The organism is Phaeobacter sp. JH20_29 (assembly GCF_048056175.1).
In the GTDB taxonomy this organism is placed as follows: domain Bacteria; phylum Pseudomonadota; class Alphaproteobacteria; order Rhodobacterales; family Rhodobacteraceae; genus Phaeobacter; species Phaeobacter bryozoorum.
In genome coordinates, this window is the sequence record NZ_JAYMWO010000014.1 from 1 (window position 1) to 24557 (window position 24557).

General features: G+C 59.5%; 20 protein-coding genes and 1 tRNA gene. 17 read left to right on the top strand and 4 right to left on the bottom strand.

Going from position 1 to position 24557, the window contains the following annotated elements; genetic code table 11:
- Positions 1-756 (top strand): elongation factor Tu (locus tag VWZ85_RS13980; RefSeq protein ID WP_416595496.1); only part of this gene is annotated, 756 nt, incomplete at its 5' end.
- Positions 757-933: 177 nt separating this feature from the next.
- Here the strand turns inward: VWZ85_RS13980 and VWZ85_RS13985 are convergent.
- Positions 934-1626: a lysophospholipid acyltransferase family protein gene (locus tag VWZ85_RS13985; RefSeq protein ID WP_340546571.1), complete on the bottom strand. Its 693-nt coding sequence runs from the start codon at positions 1624-1626 to the stop codon at positions 934-936.
- A gap of 152 nt (positions 1627-1778) precedes the next feature.
- On the opposite strand from VWZ85_RS13985, the gene VWZ85_RS13990 reads away from it, so the two are divergent.
- A tRNA-Trp gene (locus VWZ85_RS13990) sits at positions 1779-1854 on the top strand.
- A 190-nt stretch (positions 1855-2044) separates the two neighbouring features.
- Here the strand turns inward: VWZ85_RS13990 and VWZ85_RS13995 are convergent.
- Positions 2045-4237: a tetratricopeptide repeat protein gene (locus tag VWZ85_RS13995; RefSeq protein ID WP_416589425.1), complete on the bottom strand. Its 2193-nt coding sequence runs from the start codon at positions 4235-4237 to the stop codon at positions 2045-2047.
- Between the two features lie 245 nt (positions 4238-4482).
- Here VWZ85_RS13995 and secE point away from each other — a divergent pair, with 245 nt between their 5' ends.
- Positions 4483-4680 carry a preprotein translocase subunit SecE gene (gene secE, locus VWZ85_RS14000; RefSeq protein ID WP_008560174.1) on the top strand — a complete coding sequence of 66 codons (198 nt, stop codon included), beginning with the start codon at positions 4483-4485 and terminating at the stop codon, positions 4678-4680.
- Between the two features lie 243 nt (positions 4681-4923).
- The gene (gene nusG, locus VWZ85_RS14005; RefSeq protein WP_014876030.1) at positions 4924-5457 is read left to right on the top strand and encodes a transcription termination/antitermination protein NusG; all 534 of its coding nucleotides are present in this window, start codon (positions 4924-4926) and stop codon (positions 5455-5457) included.
- A gap of 100 nt (positions 5458-5557) precedes the next feature.
- Here nusG and VWZ85_RS14010 read toward each other — a convergent pair whose 3' ends face one another.
- A complete protein-coding gene (locus VWZ85_RS14010; protein ID WP_416589426.1) occupies positions 5558-5854 on the bottom strand; it encodes a DUF6525 family protein in 297 nt (98 codons plus the stop codon).
- A gap of 304 nt (positions 5855-6158) precedes the next feature.
- On the opposite strand from VWZ85_RS14010, the gene rplK reads away from it, so the two are divergent.
- The 9 genes from rplK (at position 6159) to VWZ85_RS14055 (ending at position 20075) form a co-directional block, all read left to right on the top strand.
- The gene (rplK, locus tag VWZ85_RS14015; RefSeq protein ID WP_014876029.1) at positions 6159-6584 is read left to right on the top strand and encodes a 50S ribosomal protein L11; all 426 of its coding nucleotides are present in this window, start codon (positions 6159-6161) and stop codon (positions 6582-6584) included.
- 1 nt (position 6585) lies between these two features.
- The gene (rplA, locus tag VWZ85_RS14020) at positions 6586-7284 is read left to right on the top strand and encodes a 50S ribosomal protein L1 (protein ID WP_340546574.1); all 699 of its coding nucleotides are present in this window, start codon (positions 6586-6588) and stop codon (positions 7282-7284) included.
- 443 nt (positions 7285-7727) lie between these two features.
- Positions 7728-8246 (top strand): 50S ribosomal protein L10, encoded by a 519-nt coding sequence (gene rplJ / locus VWZ85_RS14025; RefSeq protein WP_340546575.1) that lies wholly within the window; start codon positions 7728-7730, stop codon positions 8244-8246.
- 81 nt (positions 8247-8327) lie between these two features.
- On the top strand, positions 8328-8702 hold the full coding sequence (gene rplL / locus VWZ85_RS14030; RefSeq protein WP_340546576.1) for a 50S ribosomal protein L7/L12: 375 nt from the start codon (positions 8328-8330) through the stop codon (positions 8700-8702).
- A gap of 274 nt (positions 8703-8976) precedes the next feature.
- A complete protein-coding gene (gene rpoB, locus VWZ85_RS14035) occupies positions 8977-13113 on the top strand; it encodes a DNA-directed RNA polymerase subunit beta (RefSeq protein ID WP_340546577.1) in 4137 nt (1378 codons plus the stop codon).
- A 92-nt stretch (positions 13114-13205) separates the two neighbouring features.
- Positions 13206-17447 (top strand): DNA-directed RNA polymerase subunit beta', encoded by a 4242-nt coding sequence (rpoC, locus tag VWZ85_RS14040; protein ID WP_340546578.1) that lies wholly within the window; start codon positions 13206-13208, stop codon positions 17445-17447.
- A 154-nt stretch (positions 17448-17601) separates the two neighbouring features.
- Positions 17602-18132, top strand: coding sequence for a hypothetical protein (locus tag VWZ85_RS14045; protein WP_416589427.1), 531 nt, complete (start codon positions 17602-17604; stop codon positions 18130-18132).
- Positions 18133-18351: 219 nt separating this feature from the next.
- A complete protein-coding gene (locus VWZ85_RS14050) occupies positions 18352-19176 on the top strand; it encodes a glycosyltransferase (protein WP_416589428.1) in 825 nt (274 codons plus the stop codon).
- A complete protein-coding gene (locus tag VWZ85_RS14055) occupies positions 19173-20075 on the top strand; it encodes a DMT family transporter (protein WP_340546587.1) in 903 nt (300 codons plus the stop codon). The genes VWZ85_RS14050 and VWZ85_RS14055 overlap by 4 nt, the downstream gene beginning before the upstream one ends.
- 5 nt (positions 20076-20080) lie before the next feature.
- Here VWZ85_RS14055 and VWZ85_RS14060 read toward each other — a convergent pair whose 3' ends face one another.
- Positions 20081-20857 carry a putative rhamnosyl transferase gene (locus VWZ85_RS14060; protein WP_416589429.1) on the bottom strand — a complete coding sequence of 259 codons (777 nt, stop codon included), beginning with the start codon at positions 20855-20857 and terminating at the stop codon, positions 20081-20083.
- 416 nt (positions 20858-21273) lie between these two features.
- On the opposite strand from VWZ85_RS14060, the gene rpsL reads away from it, so the two are divergent.
- The 4 genes from rpsL to VWZ85_RS14080 all read left to right on the top strand — a co-directional run.
- Entirely contained in the window at positions 21274-21645 is a 372-nt protein-coding gene (rpsL, locus tag VWZ85_RS14065) for a 30S ribosomal protein S12 (RefSeq protein ID WP_005621086.1), read from the top strand.
- Between the two features lie 15 nt (positions 21646-21660).
- On the top strand, positions 21661-22131 hold the full coding sequence (gene rpsG / locus VWZ85_RS14070; RefSeq protein ID WP_014876015.1) for a 30S ribosomal protein S7: 471 nt from the start codon (positions 21661-21663) through the stop codon (positions 22129-22131).
- Between the two features lie 18 nt (positions 22132-22149).
- Positions 22150-24267 (top strand): elongation factor G, encoded by a 2118-nt coding sequence (gene fusA, locus VWZ85_RS14075; protein ID WP_416534713.1) that lies wholly within the window; start codon positions 22150-22152, stop codon positions 24265-24267.
- A gap of 66 nt (positions 24268-24333) precedes the next feature.
- Positions 24334-24557 (top strand): GTP-binding protein (locus VWZ85_RS14080; RefSeq protein ID WP_416534629.1); only part of this gene is annotated, 224 nt, incomplete at its 3' end.

A 24557-nucleotide genomic window follows, 5' to 3' on the forward strand; every position in this document is an offset into this window, starting at 1 on the left:
CTCCTGGAGCTGGTCGAGATGGAAATCCGCGAACTGCTGTCTTCCTACGACTACCCGGGCGACGATATCCCGATCATCGCAGGGTCCGCTCTGGCGGCGATGGAAGGCCGTGACGACGCGATCGGCGCCGACAAGATCAAGGAACTGATGGCGGCTGTTGACGATTACATCGACACGCCTGAGCGCGCTGTTGACCAGCCGTTCCTGATGCCGATCGAAGACGTGTTCTCGATTTCCGGCCGTGGTACCGTTGTGACCGGTCGTATTGAGCGCGGCGTGATCAACGTTGGCGACTCGATCGAGATCGTTGGTATCCGTGACACCTCCACCACCACCTGTACCGGTGTGGAAATGTTCCGCAAGCTCTTGGACCGTGGTGAAGCAGGCGACAACATCGGCGCGCTGCTGCGTGGTGTGGACCGTGACGGCGTTGAGCGTGGTCAGGTTCTGTGTAAGCCGGGTTCCGTGAAGCCGCACACCAAGTTCGAAGCTGAGGCCTATATCCTCACCAAGGAAGAAGGCGGTCGTCACACCCCGTTCTTCGCGAACTACCGTCCGCAGTTCTACTTCCGGACCACCGACGTGACCGGCACTGTGACCCTGCCCGAGGGTACCGAGATGGTTATGCCCGGCGACAACCTGAAGTTTGACGTTGAACTGATCGCACCGATCGCGATGGAGCAGGGCCTGCGCTTTGCGATCCGCGAAGGCGGCCGCACCGTCGGCGCCGGCGTTGTGTCGAAAATCACCGACTAAGGTCGAGTTTCCACCGGAAACTCTGGCCTGCGGTGACAGGTGGTTTTCGCTAGAAAATCACCGAGAGCCACTCAGGTGAGAAAATAGAAAGGCCGCTCCAACCGGGGCGGCCTTTTTCTATGCGATGACGCTGGAACAGGGCAGGGGGCGACCTGACCGCCAGGCCTCTAGCCATGTCTATCTGCGCGGAGGCTGCCCGACGGCCCGGTCGGCCGTGTCCGTAATCTTGTCCAGCGAAGCCTGCAGGCTCAGCCGCAGCGTCTCAACCTGCTCATCGCTTGGCTTCTTCGGCACCTCATCCGTCCATTCCTGACAGAGGAGAACACCACGTGAGAACGGCAGAGGCAGCATCTGCTGATCCCAGGTTGGCAGCTTAATCACTTTCCGTTCTGCAAACGCGACAGTGAACACACGGCATCCGGTCATCCGCGCCCAAGTGATCGGTACGCCCGAGGATATGCGAGCCGGCCCTCTTGGTCCGTCAGCGGCAATGCCGATAGAACACCCCTCCTTGGTGCGGCGCAGGACTTCGCGGGACAGCGCCACATGGCGTTTGTGGCTGGACATCGGGATGGTCTCAAACCCCAGACGCACCAGAATCTGTCCCGCCAGCCGCCCGGCCCGCGCCGCAGAGGTCAGCGCGCAGATCCGGCCCAGAGAGGTGTCAAAGAGATAGGGGGCCATGATCAACCGCTGGTGCCAGAGCACAAAGATCACCGGCTCTCCAGAGGCGACACAGGCATCCATTTCCTCGAACCCGCGGCGCTCCCAGCGCGAGGTGCGATGGGCGAATCGCACATATCCCGCCAGCAGGGCCTCGATGGCGCGGTTCACTTTCGGACTGTCGGCGATCTTTTTGCGCAGGCTCACTCTGGGATCTTTCCTCTGGATATTTTTCTCTGTCATACTGAAGCATGGCGAGTGGGGCCAGTCATCGCGGGAGGACGGGCGGAAATCCGGGCGATTTCGTTGATTTCCCTCTTGCCAGCCGCGCAGCTCTGGCTTAGGAACTGCCGCACCGTAGGGGTATAGCTCAGTTGGTAGAGCGACGGTCTCCAAAACCGTAGGTCTCGGGTTCGAACCCTGATGCCCCTGCCACTCTCTCATCTCAGACACAAGACATCCCAGCACGGGCCTCGTTTCGATTGGCGGATCCGCAGCTGCGCCTGTCCGCTCTCTCTCGTCGTGGATCGGTCCCGCCGGATCCAGTCCATATGGCAGGCAAAACGCCTCCGCCGCCTTTCTAGGGCGAGGGAAGCGTTGGGTTTCAGGGTGAAGATTGCCCTGATCAGGCGGCGTGATTGGGCGTGCCTGCGGTCTGTGCCGCGCTGTAGCTGTCGGTTGGTTTTGCAGGCACCACATCCTCGGCCGGAACCGTCACATGCTGTGGCAGCAGTGCGTCGCTATGGCGGGCAAAAACCATGTCCAGCCCGCGTTCCAGATCCCGCATGTAGCGCGTGGTATCAAACAGCGGTGCTTTCGTCTGCATCAGCCGCAGTTTGCTGCGCAGTGCCAGCAGCTGATCCCGGTCCTCGGCCAGTTCCAGCGCCCGTGCCTCATAGGCCTGGGGCGTGGTGGTCAGCAGGTCTTCCATGTCGGCAGCGGCCAGCAGGCTTGCGGTGGTGCGGGCAGCGAACTGGCGCCCCGCCATTGTCAGCACCGGTAGCCCGGCAGCCAGTGCGTCGCGCGCTGCCGGACCGGCATTGAGGGTGAAGCTGTCCAGGAACAGATCTGCGACCATGCTGCGCGCCATACGCTCCTCGCCGGTGCTGGCGGCGGCAAAGATCACGCGATCCGGGTCGACACGGCGGTCGCTTGCGGCCTGTCGCAGTGCAGCCTGTGCCTCTTCTGGGTAGTCCGGGAGCCACAGAACGCTGCCCTCCACACGGGCCAGCAGGCGCATCCAGATATCAAATTCACGTGGGGTTAGCGCATGGCTGGCGGTAAAGCTGCAGAAGACAAAGGCATCATCGGGCAGGCCGCAGTCGCGTCGGCTGAACTGGTGGCCGGAGAGGTCCTGCAGAGCTGTAACACTCTGATAGCTGTGCGGCATGCGGATCACATGTTCCTCGAAATAGCGCTCGCTGCCGGGCGGGCAGGTAACCGCATCGCCGAGGATATAGTCATACGCCGGAGTGCCCATGGTGCCCGGAAAACCGGGCATGGCAATCTGTACCGGCGCGATCCGGGCCGAAAACACGGTTGCGTCGGCTTCGTGGGTATAGCTGGTCAGGTCAATTGCGATATCCAGCTGATCCGCGACGGCCTGTGTCTTGATGGTGGTTGCGGACAGTCCGCGGATATCGCGGTGGTGGACGCCGACCAGATCCGCGCGCGGTGCGCTGGCCGCATAGACGTAAAGCGCGAATCGGCTCTGATCGTGGCGGGCCAGCAGGCTGTCGAGCAGTCGCAGCGCATCGAGATCCTGGGTCGAGCTGACGAAATAGCCGACACGCAGCCGCTGTGGGCGTGTTTCTGCCCTCGGCCGTTGCGGCGCCGGGTCAGATTGCGGGCGGGAGCTGGCATGGGCCTGCATCCGGATGCGCAGTAGGTCTGGATTGTCCTCAAGCGCGATCTGCGCTTGCGGGGCGCAGGCGGACCCACGCAGCCCAAGGTGCCGACGGTGCTCCTGATATTCGTCCAGCCAGCGCCAATCGCACAGCTCCGCCATCAGGCGCAGCTTCTGGGCGCGGGCGCGATCGTCATTGGGGCGGGCCAGTAGAATCTGGTCCAGATGACGGATCGCCTCGCTCTGCTGGCCGATCATACCGGTGAGCTGGGCAAGGTTGTACCGCGCTTCCAGGAAGTTCGGGGCAAAGCGCGCGGCCTGACCATAGAGATCGCGGGCGATCCCCATGTTCCCCAGCTGACGCTGGATATTGGCACGGTTGTAAAGCAGTTGCGCGTTGTCAGGCGCTTGATCAATCGCGGTGGCGAAACACTGATCGGCCTCGATGATGCGATCCTGCTCCAGCAGCGTGTTGCCCAGATTGTTGAGCGCGGGCAGGCAGGTCGAATCCAGTGTCAGAGCCTTTTTATACAGGGCAATCGCATCCACTGGCCGGTTCTGGCGCCGGTAGACATCACCCATCGCGGCAAAGGTCGTGGCGGAGGTCGGGTTCAGCTCGCAGGCTTTGTTCAGGCAGGTCGCCGCTTCATCCAGGGCGGTCTGCGCAAGATGGCAGCGGCCCAGCAGTTCCCACAGGAATGCTGATCTCCGATGGCTGTTCAGCAGCTCTGCGCAACGGGTTGCGGCCTGCTGGAAATGTCCATGCTGAAACAGCGCGGTCAGTTGCTCCTGATGTTCGGGGTCCAGCTTCGCATTGTCTTGCGGTGGCAGCCGCCGACTACGGCCAGAGAGCTTGCTGGAAATCTGCATTGTCAGCGGCGGGGTTGCCTGCGCTTCGCGCTGGGTGGCAGCCCCTGCCGGGGTGGTTTGGCTCAGGCTGGTCGCCTGCTGATCGTTCTGTGCGAGGGTCATGGAATCCTATCTCATAATCGCGCTCGGTAACGGGCAGGGCGCGATGTGCTGACATCTGCGGTGCCCCATGGCGGATATTTATGGCCCGCGAAAATTAAGATAGAATTGATTGCTTCTCGGCGGATGCTGCGGCGCGGACCTGAAGAACCCGCCCCGAGCCATCGGTGAAGGTGCAGCAGGGCTTGAAATTGCCATGGTCTGCGGTTAAATCGCTGCTTGATTGCAAGCAGAGAGAACCCCGCCTCATGGCCACCACAAACCCCGTCCAGTTCATCCAGCAGGTTCGCGCCGAAGTTTCCAAGGTCGTCTGGCCGACCCGCCGTGAGGTGCTGCTGACCACCGTGATGGTGTTTGTCATGGCGGCGTTGACGGCCGTGTTCTTTGCCATCGTGGATATCCTGATCCGCTTTGGCCTTGAGGGCATTCTGGGCATGTTCGGCTAAACCCGTCTGGCAGCCCCGATCGCGCAACCCGTTGTGGCGAAGGGCAGCTTGGCTTCGCAATTGGCGGCTCACCTCTTGATCTTGGACTCCCGGGGCGGTAGGTGAGCGACTAACTCTGACGTAGGCGTGTGGCGATTCGTGTCGCGCGCCGCTTTTTGTTAGAGCGCAGCCCCAAGGCTGTATCTTATTTTAGCAGTGGCCCGACGCACTTGTCGGCCAAGAGACACAAGGACGATCAGGTTCATGGCGAAACGGTGGTATTCGGTCAGCGTTCTTTCGAACTTCGAAAAGAAAATCGCAGAGCAGATCCGCACGTCGGTCGCAGAGCAGGGTCTGGAAGACGAAATCGACGAAGTTCTGGTCCCCACCGAAGAGGTGATCGAAATTCGTCGCGGCAAGAAAGTCTCGACAGAGCGTCGCTTCATGCCCGGCTACGTGCTGGTGCATATGGAAATGTCCGACCGCGGCTATCACCTGATTTCCTCGATCAACCGCGTCACCGGTTTCCTCGGCCCGCAGGGCCGTCCGATGCCGATGCGCGACGCCGAAGTGCAGGGCATCCTGGGCCGCGTTCAGGAAGGCGAAGAAGCGCCGCGCACGCTCATCTCCTTTGAAGTGGGCGAAAAGGTCAAGGTCAACGATGGACCGTTCGAAGATTTCGACGGCATGGTCGAAGGCGTCGACGACGACAATCAGAAACTCAAGGTCACCGTGTCGATCTTCGGCCGCGAGACCCCGGTGGAGCTGGATTTCACGCAGGTGACCAAGCAGGGGTGATAGCCCTTTCCGGTAGAATTCAAGGCGCCGCGTTGCATCTGCATCGCGGCGTTTTTGTTTGTGGCTGGGCTAGTTTTCGGCGGGCAACAGCCCTGACCCTTCATTGCGGGCTGTAGCCCTGTTTTCGGGCATTTGGGTGCTCGGCGCCCCATATCTTCTGCGCATCCTTTACCGTCAGCTTGTGTTCAATCCGACTTAGCTCATGCAACGCACGGGCCCTGTCGCCAGTTCGAGACAAAGCCTTTCTGAAGGTCCGTTCAACGGAGATCGCACTCCACGGCAAAGCGGCAGAAGAAATCCATCTGCGCAGGTCTGGGGGAAGTTGGTCGTAGTCCTGCATCGGATTGCTTCGCTTCTGCGAGCGCTTCAGGCTGGTGCGGCCAAGATTTCCAGACATGATCGGATTGCTCCTCAGGTGTCGACGCCGGTTCCTATAGGGAGACCGTTTCAGCGAATGTTATGTGATAACATATACATCTGCAAGCCGGTTGCTAATTGTAGTTGCTCTGGCAAGGCCAGTTGGTCATGTTGAATCGCCTGGCGTCCCCACTTGCCAACCCCCGCAATCCCCTATACATGCCGCCTCTATCGTCTTCGGGCGAGATTCTCTCGTGGGAGATGGAGGGATCGCGATCCTGATATCGGACCACGCAACATACATAGGGTGAAACGCGTTTTGCCCGAGTTGAAAGGAACACCAAATGGCTAAGAAGCTTGTTGGCACGATGAAGCTGCAAGTGCCCGCCGGTAAGGCAAACCCATCCCCGCCGGTTGGTCCGGCACTGGGTCAGCGCGGCATCAACATCATGGAATTCTGCAAGGCGTTCAACGCCAAGACCGCAGACATGGAGCCCGGCGCGCCGTGCCCGACCGTGATCACCTACTATCAGGACAAGTCCTTCACCATGGACATCAAGACGCCGCCTGCGTCTTACTACCTGAAGAAGGCCGCCAAAGTGAAATCCGGCGCGAACAACCCGTCGCGCGAAACCGTGGGCACCGTCAGCGTCGCTCAGGTGAAGGAAATCGCCGAAGCAAAAATGAAAGATCTGAACGCGAACGACATCGAAGCCGCGATGCAGATCATCCTGGGCTCTGCCCGCTCCATGGGCATCGAGGTGAAGTAAGATGGCTAAGCTCGGTAAACGGACCCGCGCTGCGCGCGAAGCTTTCGCTGGCAAGGACAACCTGTCGGTGGAAGAAGCGGTTGCCCTGATCAAGGCAAACGCAAACGCAAAATTCGACGAAACCGTCGAAATCGCCATGAACCTCGGCGTTGACACTCGTCACGCAGACCAGATGGTTCGCGGCGTGGTTGGCCTGCCCAACGGCACCGGCAAAGACATGCGCGTTGCTGTTTTCGCCCGTGGCGCGAAGGCTGACGAAGCCAAGGAAGCTGGCGCGGACATCGTCGGTGCAGAAGACCTGATGGAAACCATCCAGGGCGGCACCATCGATTTCGATCGCTGCATTGCAACCCCTGACATGATGCCGATCGTTGGCCGTCTGGGTAAAGTGCTTGGCCCCCGCAACCTGATGCCGAACCCCAAGGTCGGCACCGTGACCATGGACGTGAAAGCGGCCGTGGAAGCAGCCAAGGGTGGCGAAGTTCAGTTCAAAGCTGAAAAAGGCGGCGTTGTGCACGCTGGCGTTGGCAAAGCTTCCTTCGACGAAGCCAAGCTGATCGAGAACGTACGTGCCTTCATCTCTGCGGTTGCCAAGGCAAAGCCGTCGGGTGCCAAGGGCGCTTACATGAAGAAAATCGCTCTGTCCTCCACCATGGGTCCGGGCGTCACCGTTGACGTGGAAACCGCTGTTACCGAGTAATCTCGGCAGGCGGGGCGAGGGCTGACAGTGCGCCGAGTCGCATGTGTCAGAAACGCCGCATTGACGATAGACCGGGGTCCCTGATGGGGGCCCCGGTTTTGCCTTTTCGGGGGTGTCATTGTGGCGATCTCGGCTGATCCTGGCCTTGGTGGTCTTTCGGACGATTTTGCCCTTGGAAATCCCTAAAAATGGGACTAACTACGACCCCGAGATAAAGCGTGCGATTCGTCGTGCGCTTTATTTCATTTCGTCCAAGATGGTGGGTGGCCTGTCGATCGGGTCTTAATTTCCCTCCTGAGACGGGAACGACCAAAGGATCGAGGGAATTCCTACCCTCGGGTGATTTTGGCTCACCCCGTTAAAACGGACTTGAACGCCGGGCAGCAATGTTCGGCACATCAATGAGCCGGGATGCGCAAGTGTCCCTAAACTTGGAGAGAACTGTGGATAGAGCCCAGAAAGAGAGAGTGGTCGAGGAACTCGGCCAGATCTTCGAAAGCTCTGGCGTGGTGGTCGTAGCCCACTATGCCGGTCTGACAGTTGCAGAGATGCAGGATCTGCGGGCGCGTGCAAGCGACGCCGGTAGCTCCGTGCGTGTTGCCAAGAACAGGCTCGCCAAAATCGCCCTCGAGGGTAAGCCGTGTGAAAGCATGTCTGACCTGCTGACAGGGATGACCGTACTGACCTATTCCGAAGATCCCGTGTCCGCCGCTAAGGTGGCCGAGGATTTCGCCAAGGAGAACAAAAAGTTCGAGATCCTTGGTGGCGCGATGGGTGAGAACGCTCTGGACCGTGCCGGCGTTGAAGCCGTGTCGAAAATGCCTTCGCGCGACGAGCTTATTGCTCAGATCGCAAGCTGCATTGGCGCACCTGCTTCCAACATCGCTGGCGCAATTGGCGCACCTGCAAGCAACATCGCAAGCATCCTTTCGACCATCGAAGAGAAGGCGGAAGCTGCGTAAGCGGTTGGCACTGAATGACTGGCGTCGGGCATATGCCCGCACGTTGGAACACACACACTGTAAACGGAAAGAGCTGATAAAATGGCTGATCTGAAGAAACTCGCAGAAGACATCGTTGGTCTGACCCTGCTTGAAGCACAAGAACTGAAAACCATCCTGAAGGATGAGTATGGCATCGAGCCCGCAGCTGGCGGCGCCGTTGTCATGGCAGCTGGCGGCGACGCCGGTGGCGCAGCGGAAGAAGAAAAGACCGAATTCGACGTCGTTCTGAAAAACGCTGGCGCATCCAAAATCAACGTGATCAAAGAAGTTCGCGGCATCACCGGTCTTGGCCTGAAAGAAGCCAAAGAGCTGGTCGAAGCTGGCGGCAAGATCAAAGAAGGCGTCAGCAAGGACGAAGCCGAAGACATCAAAGGCAAGCTGGAAGCAGCTGGCGCCGAGATCGAACTGGCCTAAGCTACGCGATACGGGACAACATGGGGTGTCGGTTTCGACGTCCTCTGAACATCCCGGAAATTTGGCTGGGCCCGGTGAAAACCGGGTCCAGCCGAACCTGTCTTAGAAAGGGCCCAACTAAACGGGCGTTTTTTCAGGCGAGGTTCAAAGGATCGGGAGGCCGCCATTCGGGAAGGTGGTCATGAATTGATCCGAACACGCTGTCTCGTATGGACAAGGTGCCGGGGCCCGGCGGCATCCTTGTTCAGTGAGAATTGGAAAGGTGACATCTGACATGGCTCAATCGTTCCTTGGCCAGAAACGTCTTCGCAAATACTACGGTAAAATCCGCGAAGTCCTGGACATGCCGAACCTCATCGAGGTCCAGAAATCTTCTTACGACCTCTTCCTGCGCTCTGGTGATGCAGAACAGCCGCTCGACGGCGAAGGCATCATGGGCGTGTTCCAGTCGGTATTTCCGATCAAGGACTTTAATGAGACGTCGGTTCTGGAGTTCGTGAAATATTCCTTTGAACGTCCGAAATATGACGTCGAGGAATGTATGCAGCGCGACATGACCTATTCGGCTCCGCTGAAGGTCACTCTGCGTCTGATCGTCTTTGATGTGGACGAAGACACCGGTGCAAAATCGGTGAAGGACATCAAGGAGCAGGACGTCTACATGGGCGATATGCCCCTGATGACGCCGAACGGCACCTTTGTGGTCAACGGCACCGAGCGTGTGATCGTGTCCCAGATGCACCGTTCGCCGGGCGTGTTCTTCGATCACGACAAGGGCAAGACACATTCTTCGGGCAAGCTGCTGTTTGCCTGCCGCATCATCCCGTATCGCGGCTCCTGGCTGGACTTCGAATTCGACGCCAAGGACATCGTCTTTGCCCGTATCGACCGTCGTCGTAAACTGCCTGTGACAACCCTGCTTTATGCGCTGGGTCTGGATCAGGAAGGCATCATGGATGCCTATTACAACACCATCTCCTTCAAGCTGGAGAAGAGCCGTGGCTGGGTCACGCCGTTCTTCCCCGAGCGCGTGCGCGGCACCCGTCCGACCTACGATCTGGTTGACGCCGCCACCGGTGAGATCTTTGCCGAAGCTGGCAAGAAGGTCACACCGCGCGCCGTCAAGAAGATGATCGACGAAGGCAACATCAGCGAGCTGCTGGTTCCCTTTGAGCATATCGTTGGCAAATATGTCGCCAAGGATATCATCAACGAAGAAAACGGCGCCATCTATGTCGAAGCCGGCGATGAGCTGACCCTCGAGTATGACAAGGGCGGCGAAATCATCGGCGGGACCGTCAAGGAACTGCTGGATGCCGGTATCACCGACATTCCGGTTCTGGACATCGACAACATCAATGTCGGCCCCTACATGCGCAACACCATGGCGCAGGACAAAAACATGGGTCGCGATACCGCGCTCATGGATATCTACCGTGTCATGCGCCCGGGCGAGCCGCCGACCGTCGAAGCTGCCTCCGCGCTGTTCGACACGCTGTTCTTCGATTCCGAGCGTTACGACCTCTCCGCCGTTGGCCGTGTGAAGATGAACATGCGCCTTGCTCTGGACGCCGAGGACACTCAGCGCACCCTGCGTAAGGAAGATATCATCTCCTGCATCAAGGCGCTGGTTGAGCTGCGTGACGGCAAGGGCGACATCGACGATATCGACCACCTCGGCAACCGTCGTGTGCGCTCCGTTGGCGAACTGATGGAAAATCAGTACCGCGTCGGTCTGCTGCGCATGGAACGCGCCATCAAGGAGCGGATGTCCTCGGTCGAGATCGACACGGTGATGCCGCAGGATCTGATCAACGCAAAACCGGCTGCTGCTGCGGTGCGTGAATTCTTCGGCTCCTCGCAGCTGTCGCAGTTCATGGACCAGACCAACCCGCTCTCCGAAGTGACGCACAAGCGTCGTCTCTCGGCGCTTGGGCCTGGCGGTCTGACCCGTGAGCGTGCTGGCTTTGAGGTGCGCGACGTTCACCCGACACACTATGGTCGGATGTGCCCGATTGAGACACCGGAAGGCCCGAACATCGGTCTGATCAACTCGTTGGCGACCTTTGCTCGCGTGAACAAATATGGCTTCATCGAAACACCTTACCGCGTCGTCAACGACGCCAAGGTGACAGACGAAGTCCACTATATGTCCGCGACCGAGGAAATGCGTCACACCGTGGCGCAGGCCAACGCGACGCTGGATGAAGACGGCAAATTCGTCAACGATCTGGTCTCGACCCGCCAGTCCGGCGACTACACGCTGGCACCGCGCGAAAGCGTGGATCTGATCGACGTCAGCCCGAAACAGCTGGTATCGGTTGCGGCCTCGCTGATCCCGTTCCTTGAGAACGACGATGCTAACCGCGCTCTGATGGGCTCGAACATGCAACGTCAGGCGGTTCCGCTGTTGCGTGCCGAGGCGCCGCTGGTCGGCACCGGCATCGAAGAGATCGTGGCACGGGATTCCGGCGCGGCCATCATGGCCAAACGCGCAGGCATCATCGACCAGATCGACGCGCAGCGTATCGTGATCCGGGCAACCGAAGATCTGGAACTGGGGGATGCGGGCGTTGATATCTACCGTATGCGCAAATTCCAGCGTTCGAATCAGAACACCTGCATCAACCAGCGTCCGCTGGTGAAAGTAGGCCAGGAAGTCCGCAAAGGCGAAGTGATTGCCGATGGTCCGTCCACCGATATGGGTGAACTGGCTCTGGGTAAAAACGTCGTCGTGGCCTTCATGCCCTGGAATGGCTACAACTACGAAGACTCCATCCTGATCTCCGAGCGCATCGCGCGTGACGACGTCTTTACTTCGATCCACATCGAGGAATTCGAAGTCGCCGCCCGTGATACCAAGCTTGGGCCGGAAGAGATCACCCGCGACATCCCCAACGTCGGTGAAGAAGCGCTGCGCAACCTCGACGAGGCGGGCATCGTTTACATCGGTGCCGACGTGGAGCCGGGCGATATTCTGGTTGGCAAGATCACACCCAAGGGCGAAAGCCCGATGACCCCGGAAGAAAAGCTGCTGCGCGCCATCTTTGGCGAAAAAGCATCTGACGTGCGCGACACCAGCTTGCGCGTGAAGCCGGGCGACTACGGGACCGTGGTCGAGGTTCGGGTCTTCAACCGTCACGGCGTCGAGAAAGACGAACGTGCGTTGCAGATCGAGCGTGAGGAAGTCGAGCGTCTGGCCCGTGACCGGGACGACGAGCTGGGCATCCTGGATCGCAACATCTACGCCCGCCTGCGTGGCATGCTGCTGGGTAAAACCGCAGTCAAAGGCCCCAAGGGTATCAAGGCCGGTTCCGAAATCACCGAAGAGCTGCTGGACACACTCAGCCGCGGTCAGTGGTGGATGCTGGCGCTGGAAGACGAGCAGAGCGCACAGGTCGTCGAGGCCCTGAACGAGCAGTATGAAGCACAGAAACGTGCTCTGGATGCCCGTTTCGAAGACAAGGTCGAGAAGGTCCGTCGCGGCGACGATCTGCCCCCGGGCGTCATGAAGATGGTGAAAGTCTTTATCGCGGTGAAGCGCAAGCTGCAGCCGGGCGACAAGATGGCCGGCCGTCACGGGAACAAGGGTGTGATCTCGAAAGTGGTGCCGATGGAGGACATGCCGTTCCTCGCCGATGGTACCCCGGTCGATTTCTGTCTCAACCCGCTCGGCGTTCCGTCGCGGATGAACGTTGGTCAGATTCTGGAGACCCACATGGGTTGGGCCGCACGCGGTCTGGGTATCAAAGTCGATGATGCGCTTCAGGAATACCGTCGTTCTGGCGATCTGACCCCGGTGCGTGAAGCGATGCACCACGCCTATGGTGATGACGTCTACGGTGAAGGTATTGCCGATATGACCGAGACCGATCTGGTCGAGGCTGCCGGTAATGTGACCCGTGGCGTGCCGATCGCGACACCCGTCTTCGACGGCGCCAAAGAGGCGGACGTCAACGATGCACTGGTGCGCGCTGGCTTTGACACTTCCGGTCAGTCGGTCCTGTTTGATGGTCGTACGGGTGAGCAATTCGCACGCCCCGTCACCGTCGGCATCAAGTATCTGCTGAAACTGCACCACCTGGTCGACGACAAGATCCACGCGCGTTCGACCGGCCCGTACTCCCTCGTCACGCAGCAGCCGCTGGGTGGTAAGGCGCAGTTCGGTGGTCAGCGCTTTGGTGAGATGGAAGTCTGGGCTCTGGAAGCCTATGGCGCCGCCTACACCCTGCAGGAGATGCTGACCGTGAAGTCGGATGACGTTGCAGGCCGGACCAAGGTCTATGAATCGATCGTCAAGGGCGAGGACAACTTCGAAGCGGGCGTACCGGAATCGTTTAACGTTCTGGTGAAAGAAGTCCGTGGCCTCGGCCTGAATATGGAACTCCTGGATGCGGAGGGTGACGAGTAAGGGGAACAGGATTTTTCAAAAAATCTTGGCAGATTTCTTCACAGAAATTTGCCTCCCCCTCCAGCCTTTCGCACGAATTTGAGGACATCAAAATGAACCAGGAACTGACGAATAATCCGTTCAACCCGCTGACGCCGCCGAAGGTCTTCGACGAGATCAAGGTGTCGCTGGCCTCGCCTGAGCGGATCCTGTCGTGGTCCTACGGCGAGATCAAAAAGCCGGAAACCATCAACTACCGGACGTTCAAACCTGAGCGTGACGGTCTCTTCTGCGCGCGTATCTTTGGTCCGATCAAGGACTACGAATGCCTCTGCGGCAAATATAAGCGTATGAAATATCGCGGCGTTGTCTGCGAAAAATGCGGTGTGGAAGTCACGCTGCAAAAGGTCCGCCGCGAGCGCATGGGCCACATCGAACTGGCGTCGCCGGTTGCGCATATCTGGTTCCTCAAGTCGCTGCCGTCGCGCATCGGCCTGATGCTGGATATGACCCTGCGCGATCTTGAGCGGGTTCTGTATTTCGAAAACTATGTTGTCATCGAGCCGGGTCTGACCGACCTCACCTACGGCCAGATGATGACCGAAGAAGAATACATGGACGCCCAGGACCAGTTCGGCATGGATGCCTTCACCGCCAATATCGGCGCTGAAGCGATCCGCGAAATGCTGGCGGCCATCGACCTTGAAGCCGAAGCCGAACAGCTGCGCGCTGAGCTGGCCGAAGCCACAGGCGAACTGAAGCCCAAGAAGATCATCAAACGCCTGAAGGTTGTTGAGAGCTTCTTGGAATCCGGCAACCGCCCGGAATGGATGGTCATGACCGTGATTCCGGTCATTCCGCCGGAACTGCGTCCGCTGGTGCCGCTGGATGGTGGCCGTTTTGCGACCTCCGACCTCAATGACCTCTATCGCCGCGTGATCAACCGGAACAACCGCCTGAAGCGGCTGATCGAACTGCGCGCGCCGGATATCATCGTCCGCAACGAAAAGCGGATGCTGCAGGAATCCGTGGACGCGCTGTTTGACAACGGCCGTCGCGGCCGCGTCATCACCGGCGCCAACAAGCGTCCGCTGAAGTCGCTCTCTGACATGCTGAAGGGTAAGCAGGGTCGTTTCCGTCAGAACCTTTTGGGTAAGCGGGTCGACTTCTCCGGCCGTTCGGTGATTGTGACCGGTCCTGAGCTGAAGCTGCACCAGTGCGGCCTGCCCAAGAAGATGGCGCTGGAGCTGTTCAAGCCCTTCATCTACTCGCGTCTGGAGGCCAAGGGCCTGTCCAGCACCGTGAAGCAGGCGAAGAAGCTGGTCGAAAAAGAGCGTCCCGAAGTGTGGGATATCCTCGATGAGGTGATCCGCGAACATCCGGTGATGCTGAACCGCGCGCCGACGCTGCACCGTCTCGGGATCCAGGCGTTCGAACCCACGTTGATCGAAGGTAAGGCGATCCAGCTGCACCCGCTGGTCTGCTCGGCGTTCAACGCGGACTTCGACGGCGACCAGATGGCTGTGCACGTCCCGCTGAGCCTTGAGGCCCAGCTGGAAGCGCGCGTCCTGATGATGTCGACAAACAACGTTCTGTCGCCTGCCAACGGCGCGCCGATCATTGTTCCGTCGCAGGATATGATCCTGGGTCTTTACTATGTGACCCTGGAACGCGAAGGCATGCCCGGCGAAGGCAAGATCTTTGGCACCATCGACGAGGTTCAGCACGCGCTGGACGCCGGCGAAGTGCATCTGCACACCAAGATCACCGCGCGGATCACTCAGATCGACGAAGAAGGCAACGAGGTCCTCAAGCGTTTTGAGACCACCCCGGGCCGTGTCCGTCTGGGCGCGCTGCTGCCGAAGAACGTCAAGGCACCGTTTGAACTGGTCAACCGTCTTCTGCGGAAGAAAGAGGTTCAGCAGGTCATCGACACCGTCTACCGCTACTGCGGTCAGAAGGAATCCGTGATCTTCTGTGACCAGATCATGACCATGGGTTTCCGTGAAGCGTTCAAGGCGGGCATTTCGTTCGGCAAGGACGACATGGTGATCCCCGACACCAAATGGACGCTGGTCGATGAGACCCGCGATCAGGTGAAGGACTTCGAACAGCAGTACATGGACGGCCTGATCACCCAGGGCGAAAAGTACAACAAAGTTGTCGATGCCTGGTCGAAGTGTAACGACAAGGTCACCGATGCGATGATGGGCACCATCTCCGCTGACAAGCGGGATGAGAACGGCGCTGTGATGGAACCGAACTCGGTCTACATGATGGCCCACTCCGGTGCGCGTGGCTCGGTCACCCAGATGAAGCAGCTGGGCGGGATGCGTGGCCTGATGGCGAAGCCGAACGGCGACATCATCGAGACCCCGATCATCTCGAACTTTAAAGAAGGCCTGACCGTTCTCGAGTACTTCAACTCGACCCACGGTGCCCGTAAGGGTCTGTCGGATACGGCTCTTAAGACGGCGAACTCGGGTTACCTGACCCGCCGTCTGGTGGACGTGGCACAGGACTGCATCGTGCGTGATCGCGATTGTGGCACCGAAGCAGCGATCACCGCCGAAGCCGCTGTCAACGATGGTGAAGTTGTGGCCTCGCTGGGCGAACGTATCCTGGGCCGTGTTGCGGCAGAGGATATCAAGAAGCCCGGCACCGAGGAGATCATCGTGGCCGCTGGCCAGCTGATCGACGAGCGCATGGCAGATGCAGTGGAAGAGGCCGGCGTTCAGTCGACCCGTATCCGCTCGCCGCTGACCTGTGAAGCCGAAGAGGGCGTCTGCGCCCAGTGCTACGGTCGTGACCTCGCCCGTGGTACGCAGGTGAACACCGGTGAGGCCGTCGGCATCATCGCGGCCCAGTCGATCGGTGAACCCGGCACACAGCTGACGATGCGGACCTTCCACATCGGTGGCGTTGCGCAGGGTGGTCAGCAGTCCTTCCTGGAAGCCTCGCAAGAGGGCAAGATCGTCTTCGAGATGCCGCAGACCCTGGAGAACGCCAATGGCGAGACCCTGGTTGTTGGTCGGAACATGAAGCTGATCATTCAGGACGAGCACGGCGAAGAGCGCGCCAGCCACAAGCTGGGCTACGGCTCCAAGCTGTTCGTCAAGGAAGGTCAGTCCGTGTCCCGTGGCGACAAGCTGTTCGAATGGGATCCCTACACCCTGCCGATCATCGCCGAAAAACCCGGTACCGCGAAATATGTGGACCTGGTTTCCGGCATCGCCGTTCGCGACGAGACCGACGAAGCCACCGGCATGACCCAGAAGATCGTGATCGACTGGCGTGCGGCTCCGAAAGGCTCTGACCTGAAGCCGGAAATCATCCTGGTGGATGGTGACGGTGAACCGGTGCGCAGCGATGCGGGCAACCCGCTGACCTACCCGATGTCTGTGGACGCCATTCTGTCGGTCGAAGAAGGCCAGCAGATCATGGCCGGTGACGTTGTTGCGCGTATCCCGCGTGAAGGCGCCAAGACCAAGGACATTACCGGTGGTCTGCCGCGCGTTGCGGAACTGTTCGAAGCCCGTCGTCCGAAGGATCATGCGATCATCGCCGAAATCGATGGTTACGTGCGCTTTGGCCGCGACTACAAGAACAAGCGTCGCATCTCGATCGAGCCTGCGGATGACTCGATGGAGCCCGTCGAATACATGGTGCCCAAGGGCAAGCACATTCCGGTTCAGGAAGGTGACTTTGTCCAAAAGGGTGACTACATCATGGACGGCAACCCAGCGCCGCATGACATCCTGTCCATCATGGGTGTTGAGGCTCTGGCGAACTACATGATCGACGAGGTTCAGGACGTCTATCGCCTGCAGGGTGTTAAGATCAACGACAAGCACATCGAGGTGATCGTTCGCCAGATGCTGCAGAAGTGGGAGATCTCCGACTCCGGCGACACGACTCTGCTGAAAGGCGAGCACGTGGACAAGCAGGAGTTCGACACCGCCAACGAAAAGGCGCTGGCCCGTGGCAAGCGTCCGGCTCAGGGCGAACCGATCCTGCTCGGCATCACCAAGGCGTCGCTGCAGACCCGTTCCTTCATCTCGGCGGCCTCCTTCCAGGAGACCACCCGTGTCCTCACCGAAGCTTCGGTACAGGGCAAGAAGGACAAGCTGGTCGGCCTCAAGGAGAACGTCATCGTGGGTCGCCTGATCCCGGCCGGTACCGGTGGCGCCACCCAGCGTGTGCGCAACATCGCCCAGTCGCGTGACAATGTCGTCCTCGAGGCGCGCCGTGAGGAGGCCGAAGCAGCCGCCGCTCTGGCCGCCCCGTCGATGGATGATGTCAGCAGCGAGGCGAGCTTCGACACTCTGGTGGAAACCCCAGAGAGCCGCGACTGATCCACGTTGATCTGAAATGAAAAAGCCCCCCGCAACTTATGTTGCGGGGGGCTTTTTCTTGGACATGTCCGCAAACCATGTTGGCCCGCTCTGCGGGACAAACCCGCCGTTCGCTGCGCTTGCGCGAGCGGCAGCTTTGCAGGAACATGCTCGAATGAAGCGAATTTTAAAATCAGTATTTGTTCTCCTGACCGTTGGCTTGGCGGTTGCTGGAAATTTGTCAGCGCAAGGTCTCAGTAGTCCTTTTGACGCCTGCTTGCCACCAACTTCAGATGGCAACGTCAACGCTGAAGATTGCCCTCTGACCTATCGCCAACCGCGACCAATTGGGCAAAGCATTGCTGTAAGCGAGTGCCGGTTTCTGCCTGAACGGGCAGAAGTACTTGGCAAAGTTCTTTTGACAATGGGGTGCTCCATTTCGAACCGCTCAGGGGAGCGTGTCGCATCCTTCAACTATGGTGTTCGTTACTTGGCAGCGGGCAGTTCGACAGTTCTGAAGGAGGTTGGTTTCGAAGGCGAACAACGCTTTGGTACGGCTCTTTTGGTGCCAATTGTACAACCACAGGAAACGCAGTCGCTCAGACTTGTCGCCCCCGACTTGCCACCTAATGCTATCACATCCGATTTAGACATTTCCGTGGAAGTTTTAAGCGTACGTACGCCGGATGGTCGTATCCTAAGATAACCACAGGAAGCAGCCCTTCCTGCGCCCCGTAGCATCGGTTACTTTGGGCTCCAAGCGGACCAACGCGATTTGCGGACATCTCGTTTTGCGTTGCGACTGCTTCGTTTGCGGGCCGACCGCGCGGTTCGCGTGATTTCGGATCTTCCCAATTTGCGCCGGGAATGGTCTCTTGCTGCGGATGACGAAGTGCCCCGTCGGGCCGAAACAGGACAGCGCAGAATGGATATCAGACTCAGCATCGTTGGCCTTGTGCGTTTCTCCGTGCTGACCCCGACCTATTATTCCGAGAAATTCGCGACCCTTGCCGATACGGCGGCTCATCTTTTCGCAACGGACCGGATGGAACTCAGGTTCCGGGTGTTTGAGCGGCTCTGCCTGCGCTCTCTCCTGCGCCAGAGCGATCAGGGATTTCACCTGATCGTCCTCACGGCTGAAGATATGCCCGAGTGCTATCTGGAACGCCTGTCGCGTCTGCTGGAACCCGCCGACAATATCACGCTGATGCCGGTGGGGCCCGGCGTGCATTACAAGATGCTGAAGCAGGGCTATAACGCCGTCCCAACAGAGGGGGCGACCCATCGCCTGATGTTCCGTCTGGATGACGACGATGCGGTGGATCTCGATTACATCGCCCGCAATCGGCGCCTCGCCACCGGGATGATCCCGCTACAGGGAGAGAGCACCCCATTTATTCTTGCCAACAATCGCGGCATCTACCTGCGCCGCCGCGAGGGGCCGGAGGGCGTGCAGGACGAGATCTTCGATGCCTGCGAAAAGGCGCCGCTCTCGGTGGGGGCCGCGCTTGTGGCACCTGTCGGATATGGCGGCAATCCCTACCGCTACAATCACCGCCGCTACGCGCAGCACTGGAACGTGGTGTCGGATATCTCGACGCCGGGTTTCCTGCGCACCATTCATGGTGACAATAAATCCAGACCTGCGCAGATGGGGATCACCCACAAGATGTCCGAGGCCGAGATCGCCGCAGCACTCGACCGCCACTTTGCGATGACGCCGGACCAGCTGCGAGCTGTGCTGCCGTGATGTCCCGGCTGACCGGAAACCAGCTGGGCGCGCTGCTGATGATTGGCAGCATGGCGGGTTTCACGATCAATGACGGGATGGTCAAACTCGCGGGGCAGAGCCTGCCGCTCTCGCAGATCCTGGTGGTGCGCGGTATTGCCGTCAGCCTGCTGATCTACGCGCTTGCCCGTGCTTATGGCAGCCTGCGCCTGTCGCTGAGCCGCCGGGATTGGGGGCTTGTCGCAGGCCGCAGCCTGACTGAGGTGGCCACCACCTATTTCTTTCTCAGCGCCCTGTTGACCCTGCCCATCGCCAATGTGACGGCCATTTTGCAGATGCTGCCGTTGACCGTGACCCTCGCCGCGGTGCTGCTCTTTGGGGAACAGGTCGGCTGGCGTCGGGCCGCAGCGATTGGCGCGGGTTTTATCGGAATGCTGCTGATCGTGCGACCGGGACCGGAGGGCTTTGATAGCGGCACCGGCTACGCCCTTGCAGCGGTTCTTTGTATCACCGCGCGTGATCTCTTTACCCGCCGGATGTCGGCGGCGGTGCCCTCGCTGACGGTCAGCTTGATGGCGGCGCTGTCGGTCCTGCTGTTCGGTCTTGTGCTTGGCTTGCAGGAGGACTGGCAGCCGCTGACCCTGACGACCACGTTTATCCTGCTTTTTGCAGCCGGTTGCATCTTCGTCGGCTATCTGTTCTCGGTGATGGTCATGCGGGTTGGTGATGTGGCGGCGGTTTCGCCCTTTCGCTACACCGGGCTGCTCTGGGCCCTGCTGCTTGGCTGGCTGATGTTTGACAGCTGGCCGGATGCGCTCACCCTGCTGGGGGCGGCCATCGTCGTGGCTGCCGGTGTTTTCAGCCTGCTGCGGGAACGCCCCCGCCGCCGCGCCAGCGCGCCCCTGTCACCGCCCGAGTAGACGCGTCAGGCCCGGATTGCAAAGCGCGCTTCGAATTCGCCTTCCTGCGCTGGGGTGAGGCGGCTCAGCTCCGGTTCTCTGGCACCTTTCTGACGGGAGTCATTATAGGCGTTGAGCGTGCGCACAAACATCGGCGCATCCGGTATCGTGATGCTGGGCATGAAACGCGCAATCTTGTGATGGGCAAAATTCATGATGCTCTGCTTGCAATTGCCGGCCACATACATGCCCATCGCCGCAACAAAATAGGGCCGGTACCCCTCTGCCGCATAGATCCCGTCCGACGCGAAGCGCGCGGTGAAGCCCTTGCAGAAATCAATCGCAACCGTCTGGTTCTGTGCGATCAGCCCCTGACACTGGCCAGCGGTCTGGCGCAGCCGCTCGACAAAATCCACCGAGACCGCATCATCATCGTCATGACGGAATTGCAGGCAGGGCGCGCTCAGGTCATTGCGGGTGGTATTCAGAACCTCCTTCATGACCTGCCGGTGGTTGCCGGGCGGGCGGGCGCGGATCTGCACCTGCGGCATATCCGCCGTCAGATCGCGCAGCCGTGCCAGATGTGGCGCTGGCAGGCTCTCGCCAATCACAATCACCAGCGTGAAGTCCTGATCGGTCTGGGCGCGCAGACAGGGCAGGGCGACCCGTTCCAGCAGGTCAAACCGCTCCTTCAGCCGGGCCTCGGCATAGAGATAGGCGATCCGCTCATCAAGCGTGTCATGTTCAACCTGAAACCCACCAATGGCGGGATAGGAAAAACGGCATAGACCTATGACCTGCATCGCTGTAGACCCTCGCGCCTGCGGCCTCTCATGAGGGTCCGCCTGTCGCGGCGCACTATGCACCGCGCAGGTTGTACGGGCAAGCTGTAGGCCAGCGGCGCTGTCCGGCCGCCGACGCGCGCAGACGCCACGCCGATGCGGCCGGGGGAGCCGCTGTTGACATCCCCCGCGACTCCCCATATACGCCCGCCTATCCGGCAACCGGGGGTCGCCCCAAAAGCCGATATCAAAATCTAAGTGGCTCAAGATCTCGTGCGCCTATTTGCGCGGATCCTCTGTAAACCCACCGCGTCGTTTACCTCGGAATGGAAACGATTGCGGTTTTTGCGCTTGCGGACGCGTAAGTGCGACGAATTTAGCCGTACGTTCAAGGACGTGCATGACACATGTGTTGTTGAGACGGGGAAAAAACCGGAATGCCAACGATCCAACAGCTGATCCGCAAGCCGCGGCAGCCGAAAGTAAAACGCTCTAAGTCCATGCACCTGGAACAGTGCCCGCAAAAACGCGGCGTCTGCACCCGTGTGTATACCACCACACCGAAGAAACCGAACTCCGCTATGCGGAAAGTTGCGAAGGTCCGCCTGACCAACGGTTTCGAAGTGATCTCCTACATCCCCGGTGAAAGCCACAACCTTCAGGAACACTCCGTGGTTCTGATCCGTGGCGGCCGTGTAAAAGACCTTCCCGGTGTCCGTTACCACATCCTGCGTGGTGTTCTGGATACCCAGGGCGTCAAAGACCGTAAGCAACGCCGTTCGAAGTACGGCGCGAAGCGTCCTAAATAAGAAGGATATTGATAAATGTCTCGCCGTCACGCTGCTGAAAAACGCGAAGTTCTGCCCGACGCCAAGTTTGGCGACCGCGTTCTGACCAAATTCATGAACAACCTGATGATCGATGGTAAAAAATCGGTCGCAGAAAGCATCGTTTACAACGCATTCGACCGCGTTGAATCGAAAATCAAACGTGCCCCCGTGGAAGTTTTCCACGAAGCCCTGGACAACGTGAAGCCTTCCGTCGAAGTGCGCTCGCGTCGTGTGGGTGGTGCCACCTACCAGGTGCCCGTCGAAGTGCGCCCCGAGCGCCGCGAAGCCCTGGCGATCCGCTGGCTGATCAAAGCCGCCCGCGCTCGCAACGAAAACACCATGGAAGAACGCCTCGCCGGTGAGCTGCTGGACGCTGTACAGTCCCGCGGTACCGCCGTGAAGAAGCGCGAAGACACCCACAAGATGGCAGAGGCTAACAAAGCCTTCTCCCATTATCGCTGGTAAGCTAGGGGACCTAGACCTATGGCACGCGAATATCCGCTCAACCTATACCGTAACTTCGGTATCATGGCGCACATCGACGCAGGTAAAACCACCTGCTCCGAGCGTATCCTGTATTACACCGGCAAATCCCACAACATTGGTGAGGTGCACGATGGTGCAGCCACCATGGACTGGATGGAGCAGGAGCAGGAACGCGGGATCACCATCACCTCGGCTGCGACCACCACCTTCTGGGAACGCACCGAAGATGGTCAGACCGCTGACTCTCCGAAGCACCGCCTGAACATCATCGACACCCCCGGCCACGTTGACTTCACCATCGAAGTTGAGCGTTCGCTGGCGGTTCTCGACGGTGCTGTCTGTGTTCTGGACGCCAACGCCGGTGTTGAACCCCAGACCGAAACCGTGTGGCGTCAGGCTGACCGCTACAAGGTTCCGCGTATGGTGTTCGTCAACAAGATGGACAAGATCGGCGCTGACTTCTTCAACTGCGTCAACATGATCGAAGACCGCACCGGCGCCCGCGCGGTTCCGGTTGGTATTCCGATCGGCGCAGAAACCGAGCTGGAAGGCCTGGTTGACCTCGTCAACATGGAAGAATGGCTGTGGCAGGGTGAAGACCTTGGCGCGTCGTGGATCAAAGCACCGATCCGTGACAGCCTGAAAGACATGGCCGAAGAATGGCGCGGCAAGATGATCGAAGCGGCCGTCGAAATGGACGACGACGCGATGGAAGCCTATCTGGAAGGCGAAGAGCCCGACGTCCCGACCCTGCGCAAACTGCTGCGCAAGGGTACTCTGGCCTTGGCATTCGTTCCGGTTCTCGGCGGCTCCGCATTCAAGAACAAAGGCGTTCAGCCGCTGTTGAACGCTGTGATCGACTATCTGCCCAGCCCGCTGGACGTTGTTGATTACATGGGCTTCAAACCCGGTGACGAAACCGAAACCCGTGACATCGCCCGCCGTGCGGACGACGAGATGGCGTTCTCGGGTCTGGCGTTCAAAATCATGAACGACCCCTTCGTCGGCTCGCTGACTTTCACCCGGGTTTACTCCGGTACCTTGGCCAAGGGCGACACGCTCCTGAACTCCACCAAGGGCAAGAAAGAACGCGTCGGCCGGATGATGATGATGCACTCCAACGACCGTGAGGAAATCACGGAAGCGTTTGCAGGCGACATCATCGCGCTGGCAGGTCTGAAAGACACCACAACCGGTGACACGCTCTGCGCCGTCAACGATCCGGTGGTTCTGGAAACCATGACCTTCCCCGATCCGGTGATCGAGATCGCGGTTGAGCCGAAAACCAAGGCCGACCAGGAGAAAATGTCCCAGGGTCTGCAGCGTCTGGCTGCCGAAGATCCGTCCTTCCGCGTGGAGACCGACATCGAGTCCGGTCAGACCATCATGAAGGGCATGGGCGAACTTCACCTGGACATCCTGGTTGACCGTCTGAAGCGTGAATTCAAGGTCGAAGCCAACATCGGTGCGCCGCAGGTTGCCTACCGCGAGACCATCGGTCACGAGGTCGAGCACACCTACACCCACAAGAAACAGTCGGGTGGTTCGGGTCAGTTCGCCGAGGTGAAGATGATCATCTCGCCGACAGAGCCGGGCGAAGGCTACTCCTTCGAGAGCCGCATCGTTGGTGGTGCCGTTCCCAAGGAATACGTCCCCGGTGTTGAAAAAGGCATCCAGTCCGTCATGGATAGCGGTCCGTTGGCCGGCTTCCCCGTGATCGACTTCAAGGTTGCCCTGATCGACGGTAAGTTCCACGACGTTGACTCCAGCGTTCTGGCCTTCGAAATCGCTGCACGTATGTGTATGCGTGAAGGCATGCGCAAAGCTGGCGCCAAGATGCTGGAACCGATCATGAAGGTGGAAGTTATCACACCTGAGGACTACACCGGTGGCATCATCGGCGATTTGACCTCGCGTCGTGGTCAGGTGACCGGCCAGGAACCCCGCGGCAACGCAATTGCGATCGACGCATTTGTGCCGCTGGCGAACATGTTCGGCTACATCAACACCCTGCGTTCGATGAGCTCGGGCCGCGCCCAGTTCACCATGCAGTTCGATCATTACGATCCGGTTCCGCAGAACATCTCTGACGAGATCCAGGCAAAATTCGCTTAAGCGAACAGATATTGAGGGGTTCGCGCCACGGCGCGTGCCCTTCTCAACACGAAAAGGAGGCCTCTCATGGCTAAGGAAAAGTTTGAACGTACAAAACCGCACGTCAACATCGGCACCATCGGCCACGTTGACCACGGCAAGACCACGCTGACCGCAGCGATCACCAAGTATTTCGGTGACTTCAAAGCCTACGACCAGATCGACGGCGCACCTGAAGAGAAAGCCCGCGGCATCACCATCTCGACCGCGCACGTGGAATATGAGACCGAAGGCCGTCACTACGCCCACGT